This window comes from Christiangramia sp. LLG6405-1 (assembly GCF_045055805.1).
GTDB lineage: Bacteria > Bacteroidota > Bacteroidia > Flavobacteriales > Flavobacteriaceae > Christiangramia.
The window spans coordinates 1,492,194-1,506,754 of the sequence record NZ_CP159330.1 but is presented as its reverse complement, the minus strand read 5'-3'; the positions used below and the strand labels follow the sequence as shown (position 1 = coordinate 1,506,754).

General features: G+C 38.9%; 14 protein-coding genes and 2 tRNA genes. 9 read left to right on the top strand and 7 right to left on the bottom strand.

The features are described 5' to 3' along the window. Positions 1-8: 8 nt before the first annotated feature. Positions 9-779: a hypothetical protein gene (locus tag ABVM50_RS06965; protein ID WP_405200530.1), complete on the bottom strand. Its 771-nt coding sequence runs from the start codon at positions 777-779 to the stop codon at positions 9-11. Further along, positions 772-1,587 (bottom strand): hypothetical protein, encoded by an 816-nt coding sequence (locus ABVM50_RS06960; protein ID WP_405200529.1) that lies wholly within the window; start codon positions 1,585-1,587, stop codon positions 772-774. The genes ABVM50_RS06965 and ABVM50_RS06960 overlap by 8 nt, the downstream gene beginning before the upstream one ends. Before the next feature lie 115 nt (positions 1,588-1,702). Here ABVM50_RS06960 and pepE point away from each other — a divergent pair, with 115 nt between their 5' ends. Together pepE and ABVM50_RS06950 are read left to right on the top strand one after the other, a co-directional pair. Further along, complete coding sequence (gene pepE, locus ABVM50_RS06955) at positions 1,703-2,407, top strand: dipeptidase PepE (RefSeq protein WP_405200528.1); 705 nt, start codon at positions 1,703-1,705, stop codon at positions 2,405-2,407. Position 2,408: 1 nt separating this feature from the next. Then, entirely contained in the window at positions 2,409-3,323 is a 915-nt protein-coding gene (locus ABVM50_RS06950) for a glutaminase (RefSeq protein WP_141876915.1), read from the top strand. 78 nt (positions 3,324-3,401) lie between these two features. Here ABVM50_RS06950 and rpsT read toward each other — a convergent pair whose 3' ends face one another. The 4 genes from rpsT to proS all read right to left on the bottom strand — a co-directional run bounded on the left by rpsT (position 3,402) and on the right by proS (position 5,446). Further along, positions 3,402-3,650, bottom strand: a complete 249-nt coding sequence (rpsT, locus tag ABVM50_RS06945; RefSeq protein WP_026915233.1) for a 30S ribosomal protein S20 — start codon at positions 3,648-3,650, stop codon at positions 3,402-3,404. Between the two features lie 30 nt (positions 3,651-3,680). Continuing rightward, a tRNA-Glu gene (locus tag ABVM50_RS06940) sits at positions 3,681-3,752 on the bottom strand. Positions 3,753-3,818: 66 nt separating this feature from the next. Further along, positions 3,819-3,890: transfer RNA gene (locus tag ABVM50_RS06935), tRNA-Glu, on the bottom strand. 77 nt (positions 3,891-3,967) lie between these two features. Further along, complete coding sequence (proS, locus tag ABVM50_RS06930) at positions 3,968-5,446, bottom strand: proline--tRNA ligase (protein WP_405200527.1); 1,479 nt, start codon at positions 5,444-5,446, stop codon at positions 3,968-3,970. Positions 5,447-5,552: 106 nt separating this feature from the next. Between proS and ABVM50_RS06925 the strand changes: the two genes are divergently transcribed. Then, positions 5,553-6,689 carry a hypothetical protein gene (locus ABVM50_RS06925; RefSeq protein ID WP_405200526.1) on the top strand — a complete coding sequence of 379 codons (1,137 nt, stop codon included), beginning with the start codon at positions 5,553-5,555 and terminating at the stop codon, positions 6,687-6,689. A gap of 69 nt (positions 6,690-6,758) precedes the next feature. Then, a complete protein-coding gene (locus ABVM50_RS06920) occupies positions 6,759-8,270 on the top strand; it encodes an OmpP1/FadL family transporter (RefSeq protein WP_405200525.1) in 1,512 nt (503 codons plus the stop codon). A gap of 56 nt (positions 8,271-8,326) precedes the next feature. On the opposite strand, the gene ABVM50_RS06915 is transcribed toward ABVM50_RS06920, so the two are convergent. Further along, positions 8,327-10,156, bottom strand: coding sequence for a T9SS type B sorting domain-containing protein (locus ABVM50_RS06915; protein ID WP_405200524.1), 1,830 nt, complete (start codon positions 10,154-10,156; stop codon positions 8,327-8,329). A 153-nt stretch (positions 10,157-10,309) separates the two neighbouring features. On the opposite strand from ABVM50_RS06915, the gene folE reads away from it, so the two are divergent. From folE to ABVM50_RS06890, 5 genes are read left to right on the top strand one after another with little or no spacing between them, the layout of a single operon-like run. Then, positions 10,310-10,987, top strand: coding sequence for a GTP cyclohydrolase I FolE (gene folE / locus ABVM50_RS06910; RefSeq protein WP_405200523.1), 678 nt, complete (start codon positions 10,310-10,312; stop codon positions 10,985-10,987). Between the two features lie 18 nt (positions 10,988-11,005). After that, positions 11,006-12,493: a cysteine--tRNA ligase gene (gene cysS / locus ABVM50_RS06905; RefSeq protein WP_405200522.1), complete on the top strand. Its 1,488-nt coding sequence runs from the start codon at positions 11,006-11,008 to the stop codon at positions 12,491-12,493. A gap of 1 nt (position 12,494) precedes the next feature. After that, entirely contained in the window at positions 12,495-12,743 is a 249-nt protein-coding gene (gene yidD / locus ABVM50_RS06900) for a membrane protein insertion efficiency factor YidD (RefSeq protein ID WP_322302002.1), read from the top strand. Positions 12,744-12,787: 44 nt separating this feature from the next. Then, positions 12,788-13,600: a prolipoprotein diacylglyceryl transferase gene (lgt, locus tag ABVM50_RS06895; protein ID WP_405200521.1), complete on the top strand. Its 813-nt coding sequence runs from the start codon at positions 12,788-12,790 to the stop codon at positions 13,598-13,600. Between the two features lie 3 nt (positions 13,601-13,603). Beyond that, positions 13,604-14,101, top strand: a complete 498-nt coding sequence (locus ABVM50_RS06890; protein ID WP_405200520.1) for a DUF192 domain-containing protein — start codon at positions 13,604-13,606, stop codon at positions 14,099-14,101. Positions 14,102-14,561 lie beyond the last annotated feature (460 nt).

The following is a 14,561-nucleotide window of genomic DNA, read 5'->3' as shown; positions in this document are numbered from 1 at the left end:
GAATAGTATTATTCAAGCTGCCTTCTTGATTTAAATTCCGGGAGTTTCTCTTCAAAAAATTCCATGAGTGCGAATATTTTTGTTTCATCAAGCAGAGCTTCAAAGGTGGGGAAATCGACGCAGTAATAAAGGAAATTGACGACCTCATTTTCAGGCAATCCCAATCCGTTTACGAAATAAGCTTCCTGCATACGGCTTCTTGTACGGTTGACGAGTTTGGTCAATTCGGTATTCTCTTCAGCCTTTTTTAGTTGCTTGGTGGTTCCATTAAGCATGTTGATTACCTGTGAAACCGGATCATTCGTATTCGCCTGCATAGCGAGCTCAAGACTCGTTCGCCTGGGTTTGGGAAATGGAATACCAAGTTTTTCGTAAATACTTTTAGGCATCCTGGTGATATCCTGATCAAGCACTCCCGAAAGTTTAATGTTATCGAGCTGAACTTCAGCAAGTTCATTCATTTTAGGATATAAAAGTTTGGTCCAGCCATTCTTCAGCTGCTGTTCTCCAATCACTTTAAACTCATTTTCAAACTGTACCGATGAGAAATAAATACTGTCACCTAACTTCAGCATCATATCAAACTCACCATTCTCATTGGTCACGGTGCCTTTTTCCGCAGTCATATTGATAACGTGAACTCCGCTTTTATCAATAATACTGTCACTAACAATTTTACCTGAAACAATTTTCCTTTCCTGTGCTGTTACTACGGAAGCGAAACCTACCAGAAAAACCAGCAGGGTATACATCGTAATTTTTCTTTTACATCTATTCATCCTGAGTTCTCATTCTTCGGAATTCAACAATACTATTTTGAAAATATTCTATCATTTCAAGCTCTTTTCTCTGCTCATACATCAAACTGAAATCTTCATCTTCAAAAGAGTAATAGATAAAGTTGATAATCTCGTCGCCTTGTAAATCTAAGTGTTCGTTAAAAAACTCCCTTCCAAAGAGATCGATAGCCGCCTGCACTTTCACTTGTAGTTCGTCCAGTTCTATCATTTCCCTTAGGTATTTCGTTTTCCCATTGATATCGTTTATCAAAACATCGAGTGATACACCGCCCAGAAGAATCCCAATGTATGACCACCGGCTGGTAATGCCTTCGCTCGCGGTATAGAGCCTTAATTCGTTAGGAGTAAGTTTTCTCTCTGGATGCGGAATATGATATTGATCTCTGTCGAAATATTCTATTTGATTAAGATCATTGTTAAGGAAACCGCTTAGTGGCTTCTTTCCAACTTCAACTTCTTCCAGTCGGTTAGCATCATTGACGATCACTTCGATAGTTCCAGTTCTTAAATGTTCTTCGGAAATCTCTATTTCTATTTTTTCGAACTGCACCGAAGTAAATAAAAGAATATCGCTTTGGCGTACAGAAACTTTAAAAATTCCCGAATCATCTGAAGTGGTACCGGTCCTGGAATTCATATTAATTACATGAACTCCCGACAGTGGCTGGGTTCCGGCTAGAATTCTACCGCTAAGGATTTCAGGTTCCTGCGCAAAGCAATTCAGGCTAAAGCCCAGAAAGCCGAGCAATAGCAGGTATTTCATTCTACTACAAAAAGTAATTTCCAAGTTGGTTAGTTGGTTTCGGTTTAATCATAACGTTCCAAAACTAAAATTAGCCTTTATTAACTCTGTAAACTTTTGTTAACGTATTCGATTCTTTATTTTTACCTTAAAAAGGTATATGAACGCAATATTAGCCAGCACCTCTACCCTACATTCTCAGGACTATCTTGAATACTTGATTCCGCATTTACCTAAACTTTATAAGGATGCAGAGGAAGTAATTTTTATTCCTTACGCCAGACCTGGCGGAATATCCTTAGATGAATATACTTCACGGGCAAAGGAAGCATTTGCAAAAGCTGATATTAAGATAAAGGGAATTCATGAATTTGAAGATCCAGAAAAGGCCATCCAGAATGCTGAAGGTGTCTTTACCGGAGGTGGAAATACGTTTCTACTGGTTTCAGAATTATACAGAAATCGGGTGATGGCTGTGTTGAAGCAAAAAATAAAAAGCGGAACTCCATATATGGGAACAAGTGCCGGAACCAATATTGGCGGCTTAAGTATGCAAACCACCAATGACATGCCAATTGTTTACCCTCCTTCCTTTCAAACCTTAGGATTAGTTCCTTTTAATATTAATCCGCATTATCTTGATCCAGATCTAAATACAAAGCATAAAGGAGAAACCCGCGAAACACGAATTAAAGAATTTCATAATCTTAATTCACCGCCTGTAGTGGGACTTCGAGAGGGAAGTTGGTTGGAGTTAAGCGATAATAAAGTTACGTTAAAAGGGGATCTCACCGCCAGAATCTTCAAGAAGGATAAGGTACCTTTCGAAATAGAAACAGAATCAGATCTTAGCGACCTTAATTAATATGGAATACCAGAAAATTTTAGACACGATATACGATGAAATGAGCTACCGGGATGTTTCAGGGAAAGTTGCATCCTATATTCCGGAACTTGCCAAGGTAGATCGTCGTAAATTCGGAATGCACGTTTATTGTGGAGATAACCAGCATTTCAACTTTGGTGACAGTAAGGAGAAATTTTCAATTCAGAGTATTTCCAAGGTCTTCACTTTGGCGATGGGTATGCGACTCATGGGAGAAGATCTATGGGATCGTGTTGATGTAGAACCTTCAGGTGATCCCTTTAATAGTCTTACTCAGCTTGAATACGAAAGTGGAATCCCCAGGAATCCATTTATCAATGCTGGCGCACTGGTAATTTCAGACATTCTTGTGGATCAATTAAAAGATCCAAAGCAGGAATTACTAGATTTTGTGCGTGAAATTACTGGTGATGATGATATTCATTATGATGAAACCGTAGCTGCTTCAGAACAGGCAACTGGATACAGGAATGTTGCTTTGGTAAATTACATCAAAGCTCTTGGAAATATAAAGTGTGATGTACAACCTATTGTAGACTTTTATTTTCATCAATGTTCGCTTGCCATGACCTGTGAGCAACTTTCAAAAGCTTTTATGCTTTTTGCCAACAGGGGGCGCATCCTGGAAACCGATAAGAAAATTCTGAAACCGAAAACAGTAAAGCGTATTAATGCCTTAATGCAAACCTGTGGCTTTTATGATGAAGCGGGTGAATTTAGTTTTCAGGTAGGATTACCTGGAAAAAGTGGCGTGGGCGGTGGCATTGTAGCTATACATCCAGAGAATTATTCTGTAGCTGTCTGGAGCCCTATATTAAATGAGAAAGGAAATTCAGAATTAGGAATGAAGGCGTTGGAAAGACTTACTACCCTTACAGGAGTTTCTGTTTTCTAGAAAACTTAACTTTACTGCACAAAAAAATGCTTTCCGAAGATCGAAAAGCATTTTTTTATGAATTGAACACTGCTAAAATTATAGTGCTGCAACGTGCTTAGCCATATTAGACTTTAGGTTAGCAGCCTTATTATCATGAATGATATTTTTCTTAGCCAATTTATCTATCATAGAAATTACAGAAGGCAACATAGCCTCAGCCTCTTTCTTATCGGCCTCACGCAATTTCTTGATCGCGTTTCTTGTAGTTTTATGCTGGTAGCGATTTCTAAGACGCTTAGTCTCATTGCTACGAATCCTCTTCAACGCTGACTTATGATTTGCCATTACAATTATTATTTAAATAAGTTTTAAAAGTAGTCCGTAGGGGAATCGAACCCCTGTTACCAGGATGAAAACCTGGCGTCCTAACCCCTAGACGAACGGACCATTATCTATTTCAAAGCACAACATTCAAGTTGCAATTATTAAAACATCACTGCGATGTTTCTCTTGTAGTCCGTAGGGGAATCGAACCCCTGTTACCAGGATGAAAACCTGGCGTCCTAACCCCTAGACGAACGGACCATTTTGTTTCAAATGCGGATGCAAAAATACAACTTTTTTGGAATGCCGCAAATGTTCTACAAAAATTTTTAAATTTTTTAATAGGCTTTTGCAAAAAGTACTCTTCCTTCAGATGGATTCCCAGTTAAAACACACTTGCCAGCTTCCTCCTTCCTGTCAAAAGGAATACATCTAATAGTAGCTTTCGTAAGCTCTTTAATCTTATTTTCAGTTTCCGGGCTACCATCCCAGTGAGCAGAGATAAAACCACCTTTATCTTTTAATTGTTTTTTAAATTCATCAAAAGTCTCTACTTCTGTAATATGAGTATCCCGAAAATTCTTAGCCTTGGTATATAAAGTTTCCTGAATTTCGTTTAATAATGCAGGTATCTTACCTACTATTTCATTTCTGTTCACGAATTCTTTTGACAACGTATCTCTTCTGGCAAGTTCAATCGTACCTTTCTCCAGATCTTTAGGACCAATTGCAATTCTTAACGGAACTCCCTGTAATTCATACTGAGCGAATTTCCAACCTGGTTTCTGGTTATCATTATTATCGAACTTTACCGATACCCCTGCTGCTCTTAAATCTTTAACCAACTCATCTGCAACTTCCGAAATTTGAGCTAATTGCTCTTCTCCTTTATATATTGGAACGATCACAACTTGCGTTGGAGCCAGCTTTGGAGGTAAAACCAAACCATGATCATCGCTATGGGTCATGATCAACGCACCCATTAACCTTGTAGATACGCCCCAGCTAGTTGCCCATACATGCTCCAGACCACCTTCCTTAGTGGCGTATTTCACATCAAAAGCTTTAGCAAAATTTTGTCCTAAAAAGTGAGAAGTCCCTGCCTGCAAAGCCTTTCCATCCTGCATAAGAGCTTCTATACAATAGGTCTCTAGTGCCCCTGCAAAACGTTCGTTTTCAGTTTTCGCACCTTTGATTACTGGAATTGCCATAAAGTTTTCGGCAAATTCAGCATATATATTATTCATCAATTCAGTCTCTTCAAGCGCTTCAGCCTTAGTTGCGTGCGCGGTATGACCTTCCTGCCAAAGAAATTCAGCAGTTCTTAGAAATAAACGAGTTCTCATCTCCCATCGAACTACGTTAGCCCATTGGTTTATCTTTATAGGTAAATCTCTGTAAGACTGGATCCAGTTTTTATAAGTATTCCAAATGATCGCTTCTGAAGTTGGCCTTACAACGAGCTCTTCTTCAAGTTTTGCATTGGGATCTACTTTTAATTTGCCAGGATTATCTTCATCGTTCATTAATCTATAATGAGTAACGACAGCACATTCTTTAGCAAAGCCTTCAGCATTCTTTTCTTCAGCTTCAAACAAACTTTTAGGTACAAAAAGTGGAAAATAAGCGTTCTGATGTCCTGTTTCTTTAAACATTCTATCCAATTCAGCCTGCATTTTCTCCCAGATCGCATATCCATAAGGCTTAATAACCATACAGCCTCTAACTGCCGAATTCTCAGCCAGATCTGCCCTGACCACCAATTCATTATACCATTTTGAATAATCTTCGCTCCTGCTTGTTAACTTCTTACCCATAGTTCGTAATTTGGCACAAAACTTGTGTTTTTAAGGTTAGTCAAGTACTAACCGTTCGGGCAAAACTAACCATTTTTAGAATGCCCAACAATAAAAAGAATTACCGATGAAAACTTACTACCTCTTACGAAACCGGCTAAAACTGCTGTTTCTTCCTGCTATACTTTTAAGTCTTGGAGCATGCTCATCTTACCAGTATTCTGGATATGAAACTGATGGAATTTATGGCGAATCCAGACCAGGAATATGGGAACAGGCAGAAAACGAGCAAACTCAGGTAAAACCAAATAATCCGAACAATTATTATAAAAACATGTTTGCCCAGCAATCTGAAATGGTTGGCGAACTACTTGAGAATGATGTTTTCACAGATGTTGATAGCTATTCATCGAATGATGGATATGATAATTATTCTGAAGTTGGTGGAGATGTAGCTTATGTTGAAGGAAATGCACCATGGGGTAATGATCCCGATACGTATTCTGTCAATATTATAAATAATGGACCTGGTTTTGGATTTGGAAGACCACTTGGTTGGGGCTACGGATTTGGACACCCATATTTTGGTTCATTTTACGATCCGTTCTATGATCCATTTTTCGATCCATTCTTCAATCCTTACGCACGCAGAGGTTTAGCTTTTGGATTCGGTAATCGTTGGGGTTACGGAGGATTCGGCGGACCTTGGGGTTATGGAGGATTTGGATATGGCTGGTCCTACGGTTACAACTTCGGTTTTGGAAATCCTTGGTTTAACAATGGTCTTTATAATAGATATGGTTATGGGTATCCTTATATAGGTAGAAATCGTAATAATGTTGCCTACAACCGCGGTAGAAGGAATAGCAATGACTATAGGTCATCCAATGATAGAAGAAGCAGTTACTCAGAAAGCATAAGAAGTATTAGAAATGCTCAGGCTGATGCCGCAAGATCCAGATCTAGAGCAAGAGGTACCAGTGATGGTTACGATCGTAACAATGTATATTCACGTACTAGTAGAAGAACTGAAAGAAGTGGATACTACGACACCTCGAATACCAGAACTTCGAGTCCGGTTTATAGATCTACGAGATCTAGTAGTAGCAGATCTACACAAACTACTTCGCCATCAAGAAGAAGTTCTTCTAACAGTAGAAGTGTTCGTAGTTCTAGTAGCTCATCCAGAAGCTCTGGAAGCTCAAGCCGTAGTTCATCCAGCGGTTCTAGCAGAACCTCCCGCGGTGGTAGAGGCGGACAATAAAATTTGCAAAACCTTAAAGCCTTGTTGATTAATTCAGCAAGGCTTTTTTCATCCTTTATTTTATACAATATGAATAAGATATTCCTAATATGCCTGTTAGTTTTTGCAGGAAATCTATGGTCACAGAGTATTGATGATGCTTATCGCTACTCAAGATCAGAACTTAACGGAACTGCCAGATATATAGGTATGAGTGGTGCGTTTGGAGCTTTAGGTGGAGACATTTCGGCAATATCCAGCAATCCTGCCTCATCTGCAGTTTTCCTGAATAGTATTGCAACTATCAGTTTGAAGTCAAGAAATAAAGATGATAATTTAAGGTATCATGGTAGCACCTCATATTCAAAGAGTGACGAGATCGATCTGGGAAATGTTGGTGGAGTTTTTGTATTCCAGGGAAGCTCAGATAAAAAGCTAAGTAAATTTAGCCTTGGTCTCAATTTCAATACAACTTCCAATTTTGATAATAACTTTGTAACCGGCGGAATATCCCGTCAATCTGTAGACGCCTACTTTCTGCAGAAAGCCAACGGAATTCCATTGGACCAGCTTCAGCTTAGAGATGATGAGAATATAGCCGATCTGTATTCTTTCCTTGGAGAAAACTTTGGTTTTGATGAACAACAGGCCTTTTTAGGTTATCAGGGTTATGTGATAGAAGCCAACCAAGACGACCCCAATAATACTGAGTATTTTTCTCTTGTTGAAGATGGAACGTTTGATCAGCAATATCGCTACAATACAACCGGACTTAATGGGAAACTGAGTTTTAATATCGCAACACAGTACGAAGACTGGCTATATCTTGGACTTAATTTAAATAGTCATTTTATAAACTACGATAAGTTCACAGAGATCTCTGAACTTCATTCCAATACTTCAAATGATCCTAATGTCACTTCCAGAATTGATTTTGGAAACAATCTACGCACTAACGGAGATGGTTTTAGTTTTCAATTAGGTGCCATTGCAAAAGCTGGTGATTATGTAAGACTTGGTTATACCTACCAATCACCTACCTGGTTTAACATGTTCGAGGAGACATCCCAGTACCTGGAAACATATAGCAGTGCTGGTGAATTCGTTAGTGTTTCTCCAAATATCATCAATGTGTATCCTGAATATAATTTTCAAACTCCTTCTACTCATACTGGTAGCGTCGCCTTTCTATTCGGAAAAAATGGATTAATAAGCGGAGATCTAAGCCTAACCGATTATGGTAACATTCAGTTTAAACCAAAGAACGATCTTTTTTTCCAGAGTTTGAACGATGCTATATCTGAAACAATGAAGATGACACCTGCTTTCAAAGTTGGTGGAGAATACAGGCTGAAGGCATTAAGTTTTAGAGCTGGATATCGCTATGAAGCCAGTCCGTTTGAGAATGAAGAAATTCGTAGTGATCTCAATGGTTACAGTGCTGGTTTAGGTTATAACTTTGGATCTGTGAACCTCGATATAGCTTACGAAACTTCAAACTATGAAGAGCAAATTCGCCCACTTAATTCTGGTGTTCTTAATCCTGTTAGTTTAGACAGAGATCTATCTCAATTTGTGGCAACTCTAACTATAGGCTTGTAAAAACATTAAAATATTCTATGCGGAAAAAGAGCTGGTCTTAAGACCAGCTCTTTTTTTTATCTAATAAGACTGAAATTAGCCATGAACTCTTCCCGGTCTTTGTCACTAGTACTGAAAATTACTTTGAACCAGTAGTCGGTTTCCGGAAGCGGTCTACCGTTGGTTGTGCCATCCCATGAAAAATCTTCTCCAGATTTAAGCTCTATGATAGATTTTCCATAACGATCAAAGATCATCACTTCGTGGATCTCTATGTTCTGGTCTGTTATTAATTGCCAGTCGTCGTTAAATCCATCGCCGTTCGGAGTAAAAAATCGCGGATAACCAACCAGAAAGAATGATCCACTTTTGGTTTCCCCACATCCATTCGATTCTCTAACATATGCTACGTGATTTCCAGGTCTCACGTCTTTAAATCTTGGCGAACTTCTCCAATTTCCTTCATCCAAACGATATTCATAAGATGCAAATTCCTGCCCTATACCTCCAGTCGCTTCAAGTTCGATCACGTATCCATCGCCAAAATCTGATCCGGAAATGTTCACCTCCAGTGTTTCGGGACGGGAAACTGCTTGAACAGTTGTCGAATACGACTGAAAACAACCCGATTCATCATGAATAATATTTTGCTCCAATATCCCATTTTCTGGTAATTCTCTTAAAGTATAGCGAGCTTCTGTACTAACAATATTTCCATCCAGAATCCATTCATAATTATAACCTTCACCAAGATCTTCTCCCAGAGTTGACCCACCAATGGCAGTGCCTGCGAGATTAACGCATATTACAGTTTCTTCAGCTAAAGTATACGCAGGAAAATCGAAAATAGTGAGGTTAAACGATTGGATTTCAGATAAACATCCAGACACATTCTGAATTACTCGGGCAAAAATCTGTTTGCCTTCCTGGAATGGAAAATTATTCGGATTTGCTATTGGCTCATTCTCTTCCGCAGCCTGCGAGCTTTCGTAGTAATTCATCGTAAAATCAGATACTTCAGCATTAACTCCAAGTAATTGTGAGTTTCTTAAAGTCAGATCTATCGTATCACCCGAATCACATTTGGCAAGATCTTCCGCAGGGAATATCTCAGGAATGTCATAAAAGGAAATATTGATCTCATCCTCTTCAGTTTTATCTTCCAGAACATCAGTAACAATCAGCTTATAATCTCCTTCTTCCGTAACCAATAAGGTTGGTCCGATTTCGTTCGTGAGTTCAATATAATTCATCGTCGATTCATCAAATTTGAACCATTGGTATTCTGCGTCCTCATCTGAAGTTCCATCGAGCAAGTATTCATCTTCGCCGCAAACTGCAATATCTTCACCAAGATCAAATTCAAGAATAGAACAGTCTGTTGAACCTTCTCCAGAATTTGTCTGCTCCAGACTTATAAAGCCCGGCACCTGTTCAAAATTAGTGATCACCACCACATAGATCTCGTTCTCCCTGGCATTGGGAATGGTCATGGTTTCTATGGAATCTGGCAAATAACTGCAATCCACCTGGTTCATCTCACTAAGATTTGCTGCACTACAATAATCTTCTCCTCTTTGAAATGGTCCCCAAACTACAAAATCCACATCAAGAGGTACACCCCTTCCATCCTCTCTACTATTCTGACTTATTCTGAATCGTAAATTTCCATTATCCTCTACCTGAAGGAAAAACCATGCTGGATATGGCTGTTCTTCCAGACAACCATAGTCCGGACCAAATTCACCTGAAATCTGGTTGCTATTTGTAGAATTTGAATTAGGGAAAGTAAGGCGTTGGTCTCCTGCGCAGAAAGGCTCAATATTCGAACAAATTGATCCCTGAGCAAAGGCCGAAAAACCCGCAATGATAAAAAGAAATGTAAATAACTGAAATCTGATGTTCATACCTTCGGGCTGCCTCAACCAAACTAGTGCAAAATATGAAAATATGGGCAAACATTCTCCCTCCTCCATTTGATTTTGCAGATTCTGTAAACCTTATAAATTATGTATCTTTGCAAGCCAAAACAGTTTTGACCGACTATTATTGCAAAACGCATGAAAGTAGATAAAATTTTGAACGATATAGATGAAATGGGTGATGCTCACGCTGGCAGTAGCGCTGTAAACCCTCTTAGAGATGACGCCTTTGAAGTTAGTGACGATGAAAAGATCGAACTTATTAAAAAGGATGTAAGAAATATTCTTGACACTCTAGGTATGGACCTGGAAGACGACAGCATTAAAGGGACTCCACAGCGGGTAGCAAAAATGTTCGTTAACGAGATATTTTCAGGGTTACATCCTAAGCGCAAACCCAAAGCTTCTGTTTTTGAGAATAAATACAAGTATGGAGAAATGCTTGTGGAAAAAAATATCACTGTTTATTCTACTTGCGAACATCACCTTCTGCCTATCGTAGGAAAAGCACATGTTGCCTATATTTCTAACGGTACAGTAATAGGTCTATCCAAGATGAATAGAATCGTGGATTATTACGCGAAACGACCACAGGTTCAGGAAAGAATGACCATGCAGATCGTTCAGGAATTGCAGAATGCACTTGGAACACCTGATGTTGCGTGTGTCATTGATGCAAAACATTTGTGCGTGAATAGCCGTGGAATCCGTGATATCGAAAGCAGCACCGTAACCAGTGAGTTTGGTGGAGCTTTTAAAGAAAAAGAGGTTCGCAGAGAATTTCTTGACTACATTAAATTAGATACTTCTTTCTAAGAATTAAAATTTTTCTTCATGGCGCTATACCAGGAACAAGGCCTTAAGTTTTATAACTCTATGAGCGGTGAAAAAGAGATTTTCACGCCAATAAACGAAGGTAATGTTGGAATGTATGTTTGCGGACCTACCGTTTACAGCAACGTACATTTAGGAAACTGCAGAACTTTTATCTCATTTGATCTTGTTTTCAGGTATTTGAAGCATCTTGGCTATAAAGTTAGATATGTAAGAAACATTACCGATGCCGGGCATTTAGAAAATGAAGCGGATAGCACCGGAGAGGACCGCATTGCGAAGAAAGCCAGACTGGAACAAATTGAACCTATGGAAGTAGTCCAGAAGTATACGGTCGACTTCCATAATATTCTTCAGAAATTCAATAACCTTCCTCCTAGTATCGAACCTACTGCAACGGGTCATATCGTGGAGCAGATAGAGATCATAAAAACAATACTCGAAAAGGGTTATGCTTACGAAGCAAACGGATCCGTTTATTTTGATGTAATCAAGTTCAATGAAGATCATCAATACGGGAAATTAAGTGGTAGAGCAATCGAAGATATGATCGCAAACACACGTGAACTTGCCGCACAAAGTGACAAACGCAGTCCTCAGGATTTTGCTTTGTGGAAAAAAGCCGAACCGCAACATATCATGCGTTGGCCTTCACCATGGAGTGATGGCTTTCCTGGATGGCATCTCGAATGCACAGTCATGAGTACCAAGTACCTTGGAGAGGAATTCGATATTCATGGCGGCGGAATGGATTTAAAATTTCCACATCATGAATGTGAGATCGCTCAGGGAGAAGCTGCCAGCGGAAAGTCTCCAGTAAATTACTGGCTACATGCCAACATGCTGACCCTAAACGGGAAGAAAATGGCAAAAAGCACCGGTAATTTTATTCTACCAGAACAAATTTTTACCGGAAATAATGATGTGCTTAAAAAAGCATTTAGCCCTAACGTGGTTCGATTTTTCATCCTTCAGGCTCATTATCGTAGCATCCTCGATTTTAGTAGTGATGCACTTATGGGTAGTGAAAAAGGTTTCAATAGGTTGATGGATGCATATAACAGTCTTGATGAGATTCAGACTTCAGATAAAACCGATTTCGATCTTTCATCGTGGAAACAATCCTGCTATGATGCCATGAATGATGACTTTAATAGTCCGATCGTCATCGCTAAACTCTTTGATGTGGTAAAGATTATCAACAATATCAAGGAAGGTTCTGTAAGCGTTACTTCCGAAGACAGGAAGGAATTGAAGGACACCATGAAGGCCTTTATGTTCGATATTCTAGGTTTAAGTGAAATGAATTCTGAAGCTGAAACAGATGGCGATAAACTGAGTGGCACGATCGAATTACTGATCCAACTTAGAGCTGAAGCACGTGCAAATAAGAATTTTGCTTTAAGTGACCAGATCAGGGATCAGTTATTGGAGATGGGTATTCAGCTGAAGGACGGGAAAGAAGGAACCACATTTAGTTTAAATTAAAATGTTGCGTGAAGCTTTGTCTGCATTTTTGATCGCACTGGTCAGATTCTACAAGGCTGTCATTTCTCCATTAACACCGGCTACCTGTAGATACACACCTTCATGTTCGAGCTATGCTGTTAAAGCCATAGAAGTTCATGGTCCAGTATATGGAGGTTGGCTGGCTATTAAAAGAATCTTTAGCTGCAATCCATGGGGCGGACATGGTTATGATCCTGTACCGCCAAAATCGGACTCGAAAGAAGGTTAAGAATCTTCAAATATGTATATTTACCGCTATTCAAATTAATCTCTATGTTATTTAATTCTATACACTGGAATCCATCAGAAGGACTGGATCTGGGCTTTTTCAATCTGCACTATTATAGTATAATGTTTATCATCGCGTTTACGCTTGGCTGGTACATCATGAAAAAGATCTATGTACGTGAAGGAATAGACATAGAGAAATTGGATTCGTTATTTATCTATACAGTATTAGCAACTTTAATAGGTGCAAGATTAGGACATGTTTTGTTCTACGACTGGGAATATTTTCAAAATAACCTGCTGGAAATTTTCTTGCCGGTAAGATTTGAACCAGAATTTCAATTTACAGGATTTAGAGGACTTGCGAGTCATGGAGCTGCCATAGGAATTATAGTGGCCATGTATCTATATGCTAAAAGAGTACTTCAGAAACCAGTTTTATGGATCCTGGACAGGATCGTAATTCCGGTGGCCAGTGGAGCTATCTTTGTTAGAATTGGAAACTTTATCAATTCAGAAATTATAGGAAAGCCAACCGGAACAGATTATGGAGTCGTATTTGAAAAATTAGGAGAAGATTTCGCCAGACATCCTGCCCAACTTTATGAATCTGGCTGTTACCTGCTTATATTTCTACTTCTTTGGTTCATATACTGGAAAACTGAAAAACGATTAAAGCTTGGTTACATTTTCGGACTCTTCCTGGTACTACTATGGACCGTAAGATTCTTTGTAGAGTTTGTTAAAGAACCACAAGTAGGTGAACGCGCAAACTGGTTGTTGAATACCGGGCAGTGGTTAAGTATTCCATTTGTAATCGCAGGGCTTTACTTTATGTATCGTCCAGTCAAAAAATAGAACATGAGAACAGGCCTCTTTCGTACTGGATTGCTAGTTATGGCACTTGGCTTTGGTTTTATTTCCTGTGATAATTCTACGGAAAATGAAGAGTCTATTGAAACCGATCCTATAGTATTTAATAAGGAAGCGGAAGTGTACTTAATACATTCCAATGGTGACACACTCAGAAAGATCGACGTAGAACTTGCAGAAACTGATTATGAAAAGCAAACGGGGCTGATGTATCGTGAAAGCCTTGGAAGCGAACAGGGAATGTTGTTTGTATACGAGAGCGCTCGCATAAGGAACTTCTATATGAAAAACACCTATATGCCACTGGACATTCTCTATTATGACACAGACAGTACGCTGGTGAGTATACAAAAGAACGCGACTCCGCGTGATGAAACTAACTTACCTTCAGATGGACCAGCACAATTTGTACTAGAGATCAATGCAGGTCTTGCCGATGAGTGGGGAGTTACTTCAGAAAGTAAGTTTAGTGTAGTTAGAGACTAGTGATTTTCAAATTTTATTCATTGCTTCTGAGCAATAACGCATAACGAAAGAATTTCTATAGAATGGATGCGTTTTCAAATACGAATTCAGGAGTAAATGACAGAAACGCAATTAAATGGATCTATTTGATTGTAATCAGTTTAATAATTGTTCTAATCATAGCATCACTTGCCGAAGTTCTAAGAATTAATTTAGACCTAAACAACCCTTTAATCGATAAAGCCCTAGAGGCAGAAGTTAGCGCTCCTATTCTCAAAAATGTATTGACCAATTTTTCATGTTTGATAGTGGTGTTGATTCTTTACTCCTTCAAATTTAAAAGACTAGCAATCATTGTGGGTATTATGACTATTGTCACAAATCTTCTAATTGATTATGCATAAAGTCTCTTATCGCAGAAAATAAGGCAAACTACCAGCTTGAATAGAAGGTAGCAGTCCCCGTTAGATGAAAGCAATCA